The sequence below is a fragment of the Vibrio sp. GLN_1 genome, from assembly GCF_043106015.1.
GTDB classification, from domain to species: domain Bacteria; phylum Pseudomonadota; class Gammaproteobacteria; order Enterobacterales; family Vibrionaceae; genus Vibrio; species Vibrio parahaemolyticus.
On sequence record NZ_JBICMD010000014.1, the window covers coordinates 346,494 to 362,902 of the forward strand.

Genomic DNA, 16,409 nt, shown 5'->3' on the forward strand with positions numbered 1-16,409 from the left:
CGAAGCAAAAACGCGCTTTTTAGAGTTTTGTTTTTCCACTACAACGCATCCCTCAACGACTTCATTGGCGTACTCTTAATCATTCGAATTACGGGTAACGCCCCGGCGATCATAATCGCGAGCATTGCCCAAGCGATAGTTTGTGCATATTCCCAAGGAATGGTTTGCAGTTCGAGTGACCAACCAAAAGATTGTTTAATGATGATATCAACAATTAGGTGGGCCAAGGCCAATCCTAACGGTACTGCAATAATCGCAGAAATGGCACCAAAGGCGAACAGTTGCAAGCCCCCCAAGGCAACCAACTCTTTGCCAGAAACACCCATGCATCTCAGCAGCGAGAAGTGTCTTTGACGAGAGAGTTCTCCTGCTAGGGTTGCAAAGAAAAGACCAAATACAGCAATGATAAGAGTAATGTTGCCTAACGTGCCAGCGATGGCGAACGTGTGATCAAATACTCTCATGGCTTGATTGTAGATATTGCTGTTGTCGAATACGCGGTCTTGTGGCAATCGGAAGACATTTTCTAAACGATTCTTCAACCCTTCCCCATTCACGCTGTCTTTCAGCAATACGCCTAACCCTACGTTGCCCGTTCCGGCAAACGCATAAAGCCAGTTTCGGTGTGACATCATCACTTGGTTGTATGGGTTGCCATAATCGTAGTACACACCCACGACTTGCCAACCTTCACCCAGTGGCGCTTGCAGATCAATGTAATCGCCCGGACGAATATCCAGTTTGAGAGCCATAGATTCACTGACCATCAAGCTCTTAGTTTGATGCAGCTGATACCAGTAGTTTGGAACACCGAGCTTGACCGTTAGCGAATCTAGCTCCCCTTCAGAAGGGCCCGTGCTGACCACTTGCAACGCGCCATGCTCGGTAGGAACATCTTTTTCCCAGCGCCACCAAACCGATTCAACTTCTGGCTGATCTTGTAACCATGCGCTCATTCGCCCAGCCGAGTTGTTTGTTGGATAAATATAGATATCTGCGGCCAAGCGTTGGCTTAACCATTTGTCAGTGGTGTCTCTAAAGCTACCCACCATGGTCTCAACACCAATATTCGCAGCGAGTGCCAACATAAACGCCATCGTTGCGACACCACGATAGCTCATACTTGCCGCCGCATCAGCAAAGAACCAACGCACACGAACCCAGCGTAACGTGTATGAGAAGCTTTGGAACATGTGCCACATCAAAAATGGCATGAATAGAGCCACACTCACCAACATCAATGCGATAATGGCAAAACCCGTCTCTTGCGTTTTAGGTGCTTGGTAAACCGCAACCGCGGCTACACAGAAAGCACATGCCGCCAATGCTTGCCAAGAAAACTCTCTTCCAGCAAAGCGCATTAACGATAAACGCGAAGACAAACGAATTGGTTGCGATTTCAACAATCGAATCAGTGGCCACAAACAGGAAATCAAAGCGCCCATCGCCGACATAATCAAACTGTATAAACTCGACTGCCACGACCAACCGATAGTAAGGCCAACGTTGGCGTCATATAGATCGCTCAAACTGGAAGATACTGCAGGGATCAACTCGTTCGCCAACATGAGTCCAAAGAAGTTACCGCAAGCCCAAGCGACCAAAACGAGGATCGAGAGCTCAAGTAATAGCGCTTGCGCCAATTGGGTTCCATTCACACCGGTTTGACGCAAAATGCCGACTAATCGCTGACGCTGAATAAAAGACAATGACATCGCTTGATAGAAGATGAACAGTCCAACCAAAAACGACAACATCCCCATCGCGGTTAGGTTCATGTGGAATGCTTTGGTCAAAGATTCAAGCTCAGTACGAGTGTTTCGTACCAAGGTCATGCCATTTGGCAGTATGTTTTTTAATGCGATCAGTTTTTCTTCTGGCATCTCGCCACATGAAATCGCTGAAAGGCCCGAGCTTCGCTTCAACATTCTTAATAAAGAAATGTCGGTAACTAAACGTGTACCTGATAAGAGCTTGTTTTGATCCACTTGAACAGGGCCAAGACGACTGCCGTCATTCAACTCAATAAAGTCGCCGTCTTGCCAGTTCATGTAAGACGCCAAATCTTGACTGATCAAGATCGGATACGGCGGCTTCATCAAGGAGAGAACAGGCATCTCATTAAGTGACTTTCCGTGCTGAAGAGGGATCATTGCGACAGGATCGATGCCAACGAGCATCAAGTTCATGTCCGTTTTGGCATCCAGATGAAGAACGTCAAAAGGCGCACATTGGTTGAAACCAGCGCGGCGCAGCTGAATGTAAAAACCTTGAGGAATTTTATTTGCAGAATGTTTGGTACGAATTCGGTAAGGAAGTGGGTTTGAGAAAAGCTTCTCACCTGTTTCGTAACTCTGCTTCGCATGTTGGTTGATAGAAGTAACACCAACGAGAAGCGAAACACCAAGCGTTAAGCCTAACCAGACGAGAATAATTTGCAGTGGGTAACGACGGTAATGACCGAGTAGTGCCTTAACTACGGGCCATAACATGCAGTTGCCCTCCTTGAAGACGAATTTTCCCTTCCATGTGTGCCGCAACTTTCTCACTGTGCGTCACTAATAACAAAGTACAGTCCAATTGGCGTGCAAGACTGGTCAGCAAACGCATTACCGCTTCCGCATTTCGCTCATCCAAACTTCCCGTTGGTTCATCTGCAAGCAGAATTTTGGGTTCCATGTACAACGCGCGCGCAATCGCAGCACGTTGTTGCTGGCCACCCGACACTTCTTCTGGATAGCGTCCTAATAAAGGCATGAGATCCAGAGCCGAAAGAATTTGACGCCAGAGACCTTTATCTTCCGGTAACCCTTTTAGTTGACGGCAAAAACGGATGTTATCGGCGATGTTCAAAGTAGGAAGAAGGTTGAATTGTTGGAAGATGTTACCAATATTGTTGCGGCGGTAGAGCGTTCTTAAGTGTTCTGGAGCATCATGCATCGCAAAGTTTGGAAACTGAACCTCGCCTGAATCGGCGGTATCTAAACCAGCAATGACGTTCAGCAACGTACTTTTACCAGAACCACTTTCCCCCATCAGAGCGACTTGCTCACCTTGCTGTAATGTTAATTCTGCCCCTTGTAGCACAGGATGAAACTCTCCCCCGTCTACATAGCCTTTACATAGGTCTGACAGTTTTAACATTGATTTTGCCGCTCAAATGGTGTTTAAAAATTGGGATCAGAATCTACACTAAAATCCTGTTAGTAGGAAGTATTTTGAATACTTGATCACACTATGAGAGTACAAATGCAACTCGATTCACTTTCTACAACAGATTTTGTTGACGTTATAAGCAGATTTTTGCAGCAATTTTTCTAGCTATAGCAAGCAAAAAACTTGAAACGGCTGCAAAATGCGAAATATAAGCAAACTATGAACGAGATTTATTAGAAACTTCAACCAGCTTCAATATCGCTACTTTTCAATTAAGTTTTTCATCCATTTTTTGCTCTTCATTCGAGGCAAACAGATACACCACTTCACTACCTCTTCAGTGAGGAAAAGTAGATACACCCACTGTGGTTCCCACCCCAAATATATCGCTGCAAACGCAGCGAGCGGAATACCGATTATCCATTGAGCAAACACATCTTGATACAGGCAGAATTTCACATCTCCACCAGCACGAAGAACCCCCACAATGACCATCATAGGCACTGAGCGCAATACGACGCCAAGTGCCAGAATCACCATGAACTGCTCTGCCAAATGACGAGTCTCGGCGCTCAATGCACTGAACGCATCGAGTATGAGCTGATTGGTGAAAAATAGAAGTACCGCAACACCGAAAGCAATCAGGACATTCAAGATTACCGTCGCCCAAGCTTGGTAATACACAGGTTCAAAGTTTTTCGCGCCGAGTTGGTTACCCACTAAAACCGCAGCCGCGTTCGATAAGCCAATCATCATGGCGAGAGCAATCGACTCAACGGGCGTCATCACCGACAGCGCTGCCAAACCTTGCACGCCTGCTTGTCCCATGATCGCGTGGTAAGCAAACAGCCCTCCAGCCCAAGCGAGAAAGTTGAACGTCGTGGGTAAAGATAAGCTAAGAAAACGAGTGATTTTGTCCAACACTAAGCTGGCACGAATGTCGCCCCAACCAAAGGCGATAATGTGTTTTTTCAACCACAAATAACCAAATAAACAACCAACTTCAATGGCTCCACTGATCACCGTTGCAATTGCGGCACCGGTAATACCAAGGGCAGGAAAGCCTAGGTGACCGAAAATCAACACCCAGTTTAAAAACACGTTGGAGAGAATACCGATGCCGCTAAAGAAAGTACTCAACCCTGGTTGATGCATAGCACGTAACCCCACCGCCATACTGGCAACACACGCCACTGCGAACATACTGGCTGATGAAATTACCAAGTAGCTTGACCCAAGCTCAATCACCTCTTGGGAGTCCGTGGTCAAGCCCATGATTGGCTGCGGGAAAAAGACGAATAAACAAACGGCCAGCGCGGCAAACACCATCGCAATCATCCAAGTCAGCGACGTACTTTGTCTTACGCCAATTTTGTCTCCCGCTCCCCAGTACTGCGCGGTAAGCAGTGCGCCACCCGTGGTCACACCAACTAACATGATGGTGGTAACAAACGTCGCTCGAGCTGCGACTCCCACAGCGGCAATTTCGGCTTCACCAAGTTGCCCTAGCATCAATACATCGACTAGGCTTCGGCTGGAAAACATAATGCTTTGCAGCGTGATGGGAAGTGCTATTGCGAACAATCGACGCAAAAAGGCTTTATCTGCGTGAGTTGAGAGTTGAGATAGAAAAGTCACGAGCACTCCAACGACAACTTATTGATAGAATGGGAAAAGTGTCTCATGATTATACCCAGCGGTGATTTTTCCACCAGCAATAAAAGGACGGATAATGAAAAAGGTGTTGGTATTAGGTGCCTCTGGTTACATTGGTTCTCAGCTTCTTCCTCAACTGCTCGATAAAGGTTACAGCGTAACCGCAGCATCTCGACATATTGATTATTTGGAGTCTAGGACCAGCCCACATCCCAACCTTACACTGACTTACTTAGACTTGGCGGACGCAGAAAGTACAGTTTCATTAGTTGATGACTTTGATTTGGTGTTCTTTCTGGTGCACGGCATGGCACAAGGTGATGATTTTGTTGAATACGAATTGAACCTTGCTTTGAACTTTAAATACGCATTGGAGCAAAGCCGTGTCAAACACGTTATTTATTTAAGTGCCATACAGCCACAAACTGGAAACTCGCGCCATTTAGCCGCTCGTAAAGCCACTGGAAAGATCATTCGACAATCCGGTGTTCCGGTGACAGAGTTACGTGCTGGCGTCATCATTGGTCCCGGCTCCGCCGCTTTCGAGATCATGCGAGATTTTGTCTACAACTTACCTATTTTGATTGCGCCTAAATGGGTCGACTCAAAAGCCAACCCCATCGCCCTACCCAACCTCAATCACTATTTATTGCAGTTGGCCGAAGCATCCCCCCCAGAAGAAAGCCAAATTTATGAAGTTGGTGGGCCAGATACACTCAGCTACCGCGAGCAATTTAAAATAATTTGCCGAATCACCAACAAGCCTTATCGGCTGTGGTCGACACCGTTGCTTACCCCCAAAATGGCATCGTACTGGCTCGGTTTGGTCACCTCTGTGCCAGCAAACATCGGCAAAGCATTACTCGCAGGGTTAGAGCATGACTACATTGCCGATTCCAAAGCGATTGAAGCACGATTTCCGCAAACGCTGATCAGCTACGAGCAAGCGGTATCCGATACCATCCAAGATGAAGGCACGTTTGTGCGCAGTAATGTTTGGGGCTTTGAGCCTGCGGCACTTCGTCGATGGCAACCGGGGTATGGCTACTACCCTAAACAAGCCGGTGCGAGCATAAAAACTCAAACCTCCGCTGCGGCATTATGGAAAGTGGCTCAAAAAATCGGGAGTCGTGAAAAAGGCTATTACTTTGCCAACATTTTGTGGCGCACACGCGAATGGCTCGACATCTTTTTTGGTGGCGGGAAACCGATTCGCGTTTCTCCTCCGGGGCCGGAGCTCAAAGTCGGCGATTATATAGACTCTTGGAAAGTGATTCGCTGTAAGGAAAATCAGTTCCTCTCCCTGTTTTTTGGGATGAAAGGCCCAGGGCTTGGACGTTTAGAAATTACCATCAAAGACCATGGTGATGAACGAGAACTGGATATCACCGCGTGGTGGCACCCGCAGGGATTTCTCGGGCTGCTTTACTGGTTTGCCATGATGCCAGCCCATCTATTCATATTCAAAGGCATGGTCAAAGCCATCGCGAAAGAAGCCGAAAGTATCAGTATTACTCCTCAGGTGGGACAGTCTCTGGAGAATCTAGAGAAATAGGCAGGTGATGAGCAATCCCCGCATGGCAATCAATGCACGATTGCTCTCGACTTTCCATCATCTGATGTCGACGCGCAACGGTTCGTCCTTGCGCTTCGAAATCCATCTTGTCAACGGAATGGCAATATCGACACTGTTTAGATTTATTCTCGATAAACTGCTGTGTGACTTCAGTAGCCAACCTCGGGCGATGCTCCGCCTCGAAGTTCTCAAGTGTAATGTCCCCCTTCAGTTTGTGATAGATGTCGGCTGTAGCGCCGATTTTCAATGCGATTTTAGCAAAAAACTCCCTAGGGACATGGCAATCACTGCACGTAGCGGCAATCACACCCTGAGCATTTTTGAAGTGTGGAGATGCTTGGTACTCCTCAACTATCGTATCCATCCCAATATGGCAACTGTAACAAAACTCGTTGCGATTGGTGTAATCCATACCAAAGTGAAAAACACTGAGGGCCGCCCCACCAAGGATAAACGCCAATAAGCCACCAATTGGTATGCCGAGCATCCATTTTCTGTTTGGTTTACGCCATAAACTCATTGGTGATCATCCCAAAGCAGCGCTAGCGATAACTCGCATAGTATTCTACGAGCGCGTTTAAATCATCGGAACTAAGCCCTTTGAACGCCTCATCCATTTTTTTATCAACGGAGCGTTTGCCTTGCTTAAACTGTTGCAACGTAGTGGCGAGATAGCCCTTCTGCTGACCAGCTAAAACCGAAGCTTCATCCAGAGCGTTACTGCCACCATCCGAATGACAGTTCTCGCAACTTTTCGCGTGGATAGCCTTACCTTTCATCGCTAACGCTTGATCGAAAGACTGCTTAGCAGGCACAAACTCAAGCCCAGCATAATGTTTTGCTAACTCTTCAATCTGCGCTTCAGATAAAGATTTGACTATCGTCACCATGTCGCCTTTTTGGCTCGTGTCTCCGTATACGTGATTAACCGAAGCTGAGGGTCTGCCCTCAAGGTAACGCAACATCTGGTCGAAAAAGTTGAACTCGGGAATCCCTGCTATGGTCGGAATATTCGTGTCTGAGCTAACACCGTTTGGCCCATGACAAGCTTCACATTCATGTTGTGAAATTAGCTCACTTGGTGACGCTAAACTGTGGGAGGCCAAAACTGAGCTAATGGCTAACACCGAGGAAAATTTTAGAGATAATTTAATTAGTTGGTGCATATTAGACTGACTCCGTAGTAATTATCTTTGTTAATCAAAACCAGACAGCGAATAAACGATAAGAAAATCATTTTATAAACGCGACTTAAAACCAACGATATCCAAGATAAAAATATTAAGCCGTCAACCATTTAAAGTAGCGTAGTTCAATACCCTTACTTTTTCTGCACCGACCTCTTCAAGAACAACAAACACCAATACAAATAGTTGATTTAAAAACACAATAATTTAAAATCCAAAATTCACACATAGAAAAAGCGGTTTATTTTAATAATATTTCATATTGCGTCTATACTCTTACAAGCCATGTATTTCGATTTATTCAAGCGATGTAAATATGGATATTTTGCTTTTGGCTTGAATACAAATTAATATTTCAATCAATTGCTTATTGAGATATTTAACCATTCCAACGCATTCCCACTTACTTTAGGACGAATCGAGAGGGACTATGAACGGTTTAAAGTCGATCGCTACATTAATATTTTTTATTTTACTGCTCACCGGATGTGGTCCAGACAGCAAAAACGATCAAAATACACCACCACCTGCGCTTGGTGATTTCGAGATCAGTGTTTCCGAGCCATCATTGCTCACTCAAGAAACCGGAGAAACCAAACTGGTGGTCGATTTTACCGTCAAAGACGGCAGTGGCAGATCTCATGAGTTAGACGAAACGAAAGACTTTCGCATCGCACTTCTTAAAGCAATGCCCTCTCGTGTCGATACACAAAACTCGAGCGATCCAGCCTTTGCCTTCAATGGGCGCCATGGCAACACTTATTGGAAGAGTTTCCATCACTCAAGCAATACCGTAAATAACCGTGCCAGCATGGAGAGTGTTTGGGATGGAACACTAGTAAAAACAGACGAAGGGTATCGCTACACGTTTGCCATTCCTGACGTTTTAAAAGTGTCCGATCCTTACACTGCCGACTCTTCTAACAACAATGGTTTTATTGCTTGGGATGCGGATAAACTCCACCGAATCGTCATGGCGTATGGCGAGCAAGGCAACGGTTTTACCTACGTATTTGAATGGGTGCCGCAAGAAAGTTCAGATACGGCTGTCTCCCGCAATGTGATTGAAACAGGTACCTGTGAAAACTGTCATATGGGCGAACCGCTTCATCATGGACCCGGCTATCGCTCAATTGATAACAACATTGCCGTTTGTACCGCTTGCCACAATGACAGTAATCCTGGCGCTGCGCCAGCCAGACGCCCTCTCGCTGCCGTTGTTCATCAATACCACGGTAATGTTTTCAAATTAGGTAGCGACAGAAATAACACCGACACTTACAAACAGCCTGTCGACGAGAATGACATGCTCGTTACCGACATCAATGGTTTAGTCATTGAAGGCAACCCTTTCCCGCAAGATGCCCGCAACTGTACAACCTGCCATTCGACCGATGTCGCGAAAGCATCAGACGCCAACAATTGGTTTGAACACCCAAGCCAAGTTGCCTGTGAGACCTGTCACTTGTACCGAGACAGAGGCGCGCATGATAACCAAGTGGGTACGGCTTGGGTAAGAAACGGCGAGCCACAAAACTCCTGCTCGGGCTGTCACCGACCTTATGACCGAGATGACAATGGAGATCCAATCATCGGCCAAGACGCAAGCCGAAGTGCTAAAACGGTTCACGTAATGCGTTTAGAGAATCTTGCAAAAGCGCGTGATTCGCTTGAAATCAACGTTGAAAGCGCGCGATTTATTGATGACCAGTTTGAGATTGAACTAAGAGTGTCGAAAGCGGGCACAGGTATTGAATCCATCAACGAACTGACCCCTTTCATTAATGAACATGGGCACCTCAATTTGTTGCTGAACTGGGATAACGGCCAAGGCCCGATGGTCGCAAACAACAGTCTCAACATCGCCGATGATGGCGCACTTGGTGACGGCTGTGAGGCTCAAGGAGAAGGCCTATTCTTGTGTCATAAAGACTTCACTGACGCTGCGATTAAGCCAACCTCCAACTCTACGTTGACGGTTAACATCGCCGACATGCCACTTTGCGCCAACCGTAGAGATGGCGAGCTCGCCGAATGTGTCACGTTTGAAGGCATCGATCTTATCAAATCGCCTTTCGTCATTGCTGCCAATAACGCATCCGGCTCGTTTGATGTGTCTGGTATCAACAAGCAACACAAACTGCCAGTGGGCGCGGACATTTCATCGTGTAACGATTGTCACAAAGAGCTGACTATCCATAAGCTCGGTGAGCATCCACATGCCGCCACCGACTTCCAACAATGTAAAAATTGCCATAACTCTGAACGTTCTGCGTTTTATCCTGGAATGGCGGCTGATCTGAAGTACCACGTGCACTCATTCCATGCCTTTGGCTCCGCTCATAGCGGTGAAGCGCCTTTCCCTGGCGCAGTCAACAACTGTGAGGCCTGCCATACCAATGCTCAATACAACTTACCTAGCCAACAAAATACGCGCCCTTCTCTGGCAAGTGGTAAGTACTTTAGTCCTGCGTTAGTCGCCTGTGGCGCGTGTCACCTAGAGTCATCTTTAGCTAATGCTGACCCGGATACCGTGGCAGGAGATGCGCCTCTGAACCATATGCTGAATCACGGCGCGGTATTTGGAGCAGACACATCAGCACAAGCCATGGGCACCGAACAATGTACGACTTGCCATGCTATTGGTCAGTCACAAGGGGTAGATAAGGTTCACAAGGTATACGACTACCGTTGAATTCGTCATTGAACACAATGCTTTGACAATTAAGGATAAGAAAAGGAAGAGCTATGAAAGCAATGTTTCTGCGGTGGTTGGTAGCTGGGATACTTGGGTTAGGCGTCATCTTCACCGTCAGTTCGGAAGATGTCGCCAAGCCAGAACCCGAAGCGGCGACGTTAACTCAAGAAGAAATTGAAACCATATTAGACACCAAGTTTTCCGAGGGGAAATATTCACGCCGCGGACCAGATGGCTGCCTTCGTTGCCATGACGATACATCAGATAAACCTGCAACGGGTATTTTCGAAAACATTCATGGCAAGTCCGCAAACCTGCATGGGCCAATGAATGATAAACAGTGTGAAGCATGCCATGGCCCAGCGAACAATCACGAACGCAATCCACGAAAAGGACAAGTTCGTGAACCGATGATCACTTTTGGGCCAAACTCCCCTGTTCCGGCCGAAAAGCAAAACAGCGTGTGTTTATCTTGTCACCAAGATGCGAAACGCTCGACTTGGCATAGTAGCGAGCACGCTTTTGAAGGGCTGTCTTGTGCAAGCTGTCACCAACTGCATCAAAAAGACGATCCGATGATGGTTGACGAAATGCAAGCAGACAAATGCACCGATTGTCACTCCCGCACCAAATCAGATATCCACAAACGCAGTCGTCACCCTATTATCGACGGCGTCATGACTTGTTCTAGCTGCCACAATCCACATCAGACATTAAATGAAGCGAGCCTGAACTGGTCAACCGTCAATAACGCTTGTTACGAATGTCATGCGGAAAAACGCGGCCCATTTTTATGGGAGCATGAGCCTGTAACTGAAGATTGCACATCCTGTCACACACCTCATGGTTCAGTGAACAAAGCCTTGCTCAATAAACGGCTGCCAATGCTTTGTCAGGAATGTCACCGTGTGCCACATGCAAACGTAGCCATTCCTGAAAACGACTTGAGAGTGCGCGGCGGAAGTTGTTTAAACTGCCACAATCAAGTGCATGGCTCTAACCACCCACGTGGTCAAACATTAAGTTATTAGGAGGGAGGCATGAAACTATCTCAACTGTGCATCGCTATTTCCCTTGCTTTTGCTGTGCAAGCGCACGCCAACGATTATTCGTTACAACGTTCTCAACCAGCCGACACTAGCCGCTGGCAGTGCAGTGGATGCAGCAGCGACGGCACATGGAGTGGAGAAGTCAGCGCGGGCGTAGGGTACCTTAACAACGATGGTTCCTCGCGATTCTATAATTGGAATCCGCCCGTTTACGGTACAAACTCTGACAATAAACACTTTAACGCGAGCCTAAACGCCGATATCGAACAATATGAAGACGACGGGTTCTACAATCGAATCGTCGTCGAAGATCTTGGTTTGCAACGCTTCTTACTGCAGTGGGAAATGGGCCAGTACGACGGATTACGTATCCTCGGCAGCTACAGTGAAACTCCGTATTTCTGGAATCAGTCCTCACTCAGTGCGTATCATCCAAGAGAAGATGCACTCGTTAGTGGTGACCTATCGAAATATGAAAACTCAGTGACGCGAGAGACGTTTAAGTTAGAACTCAAGTACACACCACATACGCCATGGAAGCCATATGCATCCATGAAGCACGAACGTAAAGAAGGCACAACTTCGCTCTATTCATCGACCATTCCGGGTTACGCCAACGCGCCGGGATTCATACCCAAAGCCGTCGATCATGAAACCTTAAATACTCAAGTAGGAGTGAGCTACATTGAAGATTTGTGGCTGGTGGATATTGCGTATCGCGGCTCGTTTTTCCGCAATGACAAGTCCGCACTCTATTACGGCGGCATTACCAACCCTTACGCCAACCACCTTGCGTATGAGCCTGACAACGACTTTCACCAGTTTGCTGTCACGGGGAATTATCGGTTGAATCAACAAACGTTCAGTGGCCGCTTACTTTGGTCACAAACGTCTTCTGAAGGCGGGTTAAATCCGTTTCCGCAGTCCCCCGTTAACTCCAATACATTCCATGGCGAGACCAACACTTGGCAAATGAGCGCGGATTACCACAACAAGCTTTCGAGAGACACAGCTTTCGCCATTTCTGTGGACTATTCAGACAAAGACGATAACTCCGATAGAAACACCATCATCGGCTCTACAAGAGAAAAATACGACCACACAAAAACCAAACTGGAAACAACGTTAACGCATCGTGTTGCGTCTGATGTGAAAGTGAATGCGGGTTATCACTTCAAACAAGACGATCGAAGCTATGCCGACCGAAAACGTACCGATGAACAACGCGTTTTTGTTGGTGCTCAGTACAGGCCAAACAGTCCGTGGCAATTAGGCGGTAAAGTCTCCTACTCTTTCCGCGATGGCTCTGATTGGCAGGACGACAGCAACGACTCGCCTAATTTGCGCCAATACTATTTAGCCGACAAAGAGAGGATTGAGCTCCGTGGCGACGGCAGTTATGACATGACAGACGATGTCCAGCTACTTGCAGAACTTTGGTACGGAAATGATGACTATGCAAAACCCGATATTGGTTTAAGCGAAGGGGAAGATTACGGCTACGACCTCAGCCTCAACTTCAATTTACTCGACGGATTAAGCGGGCATGTTTTTTACAATCAACAGATCATCCGCTCCGAGCAACAACAAGCAAACTCTGACGTTGTCGGCTGGAATCGCTACACCACCAAGCTCAAAGATGACATCACAACCATTGGTTTTGGTGTGAGTAAAGAGCGACTGCTGGACGACAAACTTTCTGTCTCATTTGATTACAGCTACAGCCAAGCGGACAGTAAATCTTCAACCACATCTGGTGGTTCCCAATATCCTGATAACGAGGCGAACTCGTATCGATTTGAAGTCATCGCTGACTATGAAGTATCTGAAAATCAAAACGTACAGCTTAACCTCCGTTATGAGGACTACTCAGAAGAGGATTACTTGTTTAGCAACGAAACCGGAACGATGGGCGACGTTTTGCAAAGCTATGAAGGTCTGTATGGCGGCGTCTATTGGAAATATCGCTTTTAGACACAGAGTGACGTAACAAAAAAGCATCAGACGTTTCAAGCGCCTGATGCTTTCGTATTTCAATTCTACTACTGTGAGAAGTTGATTAAGCTTGGAAGCTCAAAGGAATCTCAGCCAATTGGTTACCTTCGTTTGCAGGGAAGATAAGGTACTCGCCGTGGTATTTCACCATCGATTTGTAGTCCGTCACTTTATGCACCATAAAGCCCGCTTGCGCTGCTTTCTCAACAAACTCAGCATGGTTGCCACGCACAAACCAGCTCATTGGTTTAACGAGCAACTCGCCGTCGAAGCAGCTTTCGCATTGGTCTGCACACAGTGCCAAAGAATTTTGGCCTTCCGTGAAGATTTGGATTTTGCCACAACCAACCAATTGTTCAGAGGTAGAAACCTCCCAACCCGCTTGCTCCATTACGTCCAAAAAAGCTTCGACGTCAGAGTCTTTGATCACTTTTGAATCTTCACCTTCAGGGAAGAATTGCGCGTAGAAAGCAGAAATACGTTTGAAGATAAACAACAAACCAGCGTCATTCCCCTTTGAACGCCCCGCCTTTTGCCAACGAGTTAAGTCATCGCCGACCGTTCGACCAAAACGCTGAGATTTCAGAGCTTTTGTTACCCAACGAACAAGATAGTGGTTGTTCGCCACTGGCGCATTGGCCAACTTGCCAGAACGATGTTCCTGCTCCAGTTCATTCAGAGCAGAGTTAACCAAGTTTTGAATTTCTTTGGTGTAATTCGACATTACGCCTTTCTTCCTAAAGTCCAATAAAACAGTGCTGAAAGCACAGAACAAGCAAACATAACGATGATCATAGGCCACGCAACATTACCAGGTAGTGATGCCACCAGCGCGCCAACCAATGAGCCGATACCGAATCTTAACGTCCCCGCCAGAGACGATGCCGTACCCGCCATTGATGGGTAGCCACTTAAAAGCAGCGCCATCGCATTACTACCTATCGTCGACAATGTACCGATAAACAGCACAACAAAAGGCACGATGCCCCACAGTCCGAAGTCCATTAACCAACTTACGAACAGACCAATGCCCGCTAAAAGTTGCACGAACAACCCAAAACGAAGCATGGCATGAGAGCCCACTTTTTTCACCAAACGACCGTTAATACTGGTCATGATGATCATCGCCACAATGTTCAAACCAAATAAGTAACCAAATTGGTCAGGTCGAACACCATACAAATCAATATAAACAAACGAACCCGCAGTTAGGAATGCAAACATCCCCGAAAACGAGAATGCACCAGACAACATCAAGCCCAACGCTTCAGAACTTGAACACAAACGGGCGTAGTTTTTTAATGTGGTGCGAAAACGCAGTGGTTGACGGTTTTCTGGTTTTAGCGTCTCCGGAATTTTCCAAAACACCAACAGAATGACAACCACAGCAAAGATAGCCAGCACCCAAAAGATAGAACGCCATCCAAACCAAATCGCAAGGTGACCGCCAATCATCGGCGCAACCAACGGGGCAATCGTGATAACTAATGTGACGAAAGACATTGCGCGCGCAAAGTCTTCACGGTCAAACATGTCACGCACCACAGCTTGAATAATGACCGCCGCAGCCGCGCCAGCAAAACCTTGGGCCGTACGAACATAGGTTAACGCATCAATGCCGTTTGTGGTCGCACTCACCACCGCTGCTAACCCAAAGAAAAGCACACCCAAAATCAGTACAGGTCTGCGGCCAAAGCTATCGGCAAGCGGCCCATGAATTAACTGACCAATCGCAAAACCCGCCGTATAAGCCGTCAATGTAATTTGAACCGCACCAGGTGCAACGCCCAAATCTTTTGCGATGGTCGGCATTGCCGGTAGATACATGTCGATCGCCAATGGCGTTAGCGCGCCAATTGCACCGAGCACAAGAAACAGTAAAAAACTGATTTGAGATTGGGGAGCGCTTTGAGCTTTTTCTGTCATTCTTTTACCTCTAGTTGTGTCCTTGCCATCAGCCATTTCTTTGCAGAAACTAGCAAGGATGCTTCTCGTACCATTGAAAACAAAGCACAGTGCTTTGCTGATTCAATTTTCGAGGGTCATAAGGACGAATGTTTACCAAGGTGGCCTTGACGAGCTCGACATAGAAAAGCGCATGATAACGATGCATGTTCACCCGATAATTGCGCGCAATAAACCAAAGATGACAGCATGATTGATTCACTACGAACGGATGTTTCGCGAGAAAAGTATGCGTGAGCCCGTGATAAAACGCCGCGGCATATCACTGAGGTTAAGCATGCATACCGAAATTGTCTAGGCTCGAAAACATTTTGGTAGGAATCGTCATTTTGAGCCAATTCCTACCAAAAGACTAGTTCCTGTCAGGAACTAAAGAATTTCCGAGAGCGACGATTAATTCCACACAGAATCCACTTCTTCTTGAGTCAGATAACGGTAATCACCCGGTTCTAGAGTGTCATCCAACACGATATCGCCGATTCGCTCACGATGAAGTAGTTCTACTCTGTTACCAAGTGCAGCAAACATGCGTTTCACTTGGTGGTACTTACCTTCAACGATAGTAAGCAGTACTTCGTTTTCTGCTTCATTCACGATCTCAAGGTGCGCTGGTAACGTCGCTTCGCGTTCGTTTCTCAACTCAATACCTTGCGCAAACTTTTCAACGTAATCAGGTTGAATCGCATCCGCTAGCCACACGCGGTATGTTTTCTTGCATTTGTGTTTCGGTGATGTAATACGGTGGGACCATTGGCCATCATCTGTAATCAACACCAAACCCGTCGTGTCCACATCTAAACGGCCTGCGAAGTGAAGGTTTTCGACTTTAGGTTCATCAAGCAATACAAAGGCCGTAGGGTTGTAACCATCTTCGTGTGAACAAACAAAATCCGCTGGTTTGTACAACATGATGTAACGAGGCCCTGGCGCACCGACTTCTCGGCCATCCCATTCTACAACACCACCTTCTGGCACTTTGAATGAACCACTTTTTTGTACTTCGCCATCGACGAGCACTTCGCCACTTTTGATGATCTTTGTTGCCTGCTTGCGAGTCGCACCCAGAGCATCACACAAATACTTATCTAAACGCATGAATACCTCATTGAATTATACCCAAGTGATCT

The 16,409-nt window shown here is 46.8% G+C and carries 12 protein-coding genes; 4 read left to right on the forward strand and 8 right to left on the reverse strand.

What is annotated here, in order from left to right; all coding sequences use genetic code 11:
* Window positions 1–38: 38 nt before the first annotated feature.
* The 3 genes from ACF8OV_RS06475 to ACF8OV_RS06485 form a co-directional block, all read right to left on the reverse strand.
* Window positions 39–2,492: an ABC transporter permease gene (locus tag ACF8OV_RS06475; RefSeq protein ID WP_005462410.1), complete on the reverse strand. Its 2,454-nt coding sequence runs from the start codon at window positions 2,490–2,492 to the stop codon at window positions 39–41.
* Window positions 2,473–3,144: an ABC transporter ATP-binding protein gene (locus ACF8OV_RS06480; protein WP_005462397.1), complete on the reverse strand. Its 672-nt coding sequence runs from the start codon at window positions 3,142–3,144 to the stop codon at window positions 2,473–2,475. The genes ACF8OV_RS06475 and ACF8OV_RS06480 overlap by 20 nt, the downstream gene beginning before the upstream one ends.
* 273 nt (window positions 3,145–3,417) lie before the next feature.
* Window positions 3,418–4,794, reverse strand: coding sequence for an MATE family efflux transporter (locus ACF8OV_RS06485; protein WP_015296569.1), 1,377 nt, complete (start codon window positions 4,792–4,794; stop codon window positions 3,418–3,420).
* Window positions 4,795–4,888: 94 nt separating this feature from the next.
* On the opposite strand from ACF8OV_RS06485, the gene ACF8OV_RS06490 reads away from it, so the two are divergent.
* Window positions 4,889–6,367, forward strand: a complete 1,479-nt coding sequence (locus tag ACF8OV_RS06490) for a DUF2867 domain-containing protein (protein WP_203502765.1) — start codon at window positions 4,889–4,891, stop codon at window positions 6,365–6,367.
* On the opposite strand, the gene ACF8OV_RS06495 is transcribed toward ACF8OV_RS06490, so the two are convergent.
* Together ACF8OV_RS06495 and ACF8OV_RS06500 are read right to left on the reverse strand one after the other, a co-directional pair.
* Window positions 6,324–6,908, reverse strand: a complete 585-nt coding sequence (locus ACF8OV_RS06495; protein WP_203502767.1) for a NapC/NirT family cytochrome c — start codon at window positions 6,906–6,908, stop codon at window positions 6,324–6,326. The two genes, ACF8OV_RS06490 and ACF8OV_RS06495, sit on opposite strands and share 44 nt — an antisense overlap.
* A gap of 22 nt (window positions 6,909–6,930) precedes the next feature.
* Window positions 6,931–7,554 (reverse strand): c-type cytochrome, encoded by a 624-nt coding sequence (locus tag ACF8OV_RS06500; protein ID WP_025442036.1) that lies wholly within the window; start codon window positions 7,552–7,554, stop codon window positions 6,931–6,933.
* Between the two features lie 451 nt (window positions 7,555–8,005).
* On the opposite strand from ACF8OV_RS06500, the gene ACF8OV_RS06505 reads away from it, so the two are divergent.
* The 3 genes from ACF8OV_RS06505 to ACF8OV_RS06515 are packed head-to-tail and all read left to right on the forward strand — an operon-like array spanning window position 8,006 to window position 13,296.
* The gene (locus tag ACF8OV_RS06505) at window positions 8,006–10,270 is read left to right on the forward strand and encodes an OmcA/MtrC family decaheme c-type cytochrome (protein ID WP_203502775.1); all 2,265 of its coding nucleotides are present in this window, start codon (window positions 8,006–8,008) and stop codon (window positions 10,268–10,270) included.
* Between the two features lie 53 nt (window positions 10,271–10,323).
* Window positions 10,324–11,304 carry a DmsE family decaheme c-type cytochrome gene (locus tag ACF8OV_RS06510; RefSeq protein ID WP_203502777.1) on the forward strand — a complete coding sequence of 327 codons (981 nt, stop codon included), beginning with the start codon at window positions 10,324–10,326 and terminating at the stop codon, window positions 11,302–11,304.
* A 9-nt stretch (window positions 11,305–11,313) separates the two neighbouring features.
* Complete coding sequence (locus ACF8OV_RS06515) at window positions 11,314–13,296, forward strand: MtrB/PioB family decaheme-associated outer membrane protein (RefSeq protein ID WP_203502786.1); 1,983 nt, start codon at window positions 11,314–11,316, stop codon at window positions 13,294–13,296.
* A gap of 85 nt (window positions 13,297–13,381) precedes the next feature.
* On the opposite strand, the gene ACF8OV_RS06520 is transcribed toward ACF8OV_RS06515, so the two are convergent.
* The 3 genes from ACF8OV_RS06520 to rsuA all read right to left on the reverse strand — a co-directional run bounded on the left by ACF8OV_RS06520 (window position 13,382) and on the right by rsuA (window position 16,377).
* Complete coding sequence (locus tag ACF8OV_RS06520; protein ID WP_005462414.1) at window positions 13,382–14,041, reverse strand: DUF2913 family protein; 660 nt, start codon at window positions 14,039–14,041, stop codon at window positions 13,382–13,384.
* Window positions 14,041–15,243 carry a Bcr/CflA family multidrug efflux MFS transporter gene (locus ACF8OV_RS06525; protein ID WP_005462380.1) on the reverse strand — a complete coding sequence of 401 codons (1,203 nt, stop codon included), beginning with the start codon at window positions 15,241–15,243 and terminating at the stop codon, window positions 14,041–14,043. The genes ACF8OV_RS06520 and ACF8OV_RS06525 overlap by 1 nt, the downstream gene beginning before the upstream one ends.
* Window positions 15,244–15,675: 432 nt before the next feature.
* The gene (rsuA, locus tag ACF8OV_RS06530) at window positions 15,676–16,377 is read right to left on the reverse strand and encodes a 16S rRNA pseudouridine(516) synthase RsuA (RefSeq protein ID WP_203502788.1); all 702 of its coding nucleotides are present in this window, start codon (window positions 16,375–16,377) and stop codon (window positions 15,676–15,678) included.
* Between the last annotated feature and the right edge of the window lie 32 nt (window positions 16,378–16,409).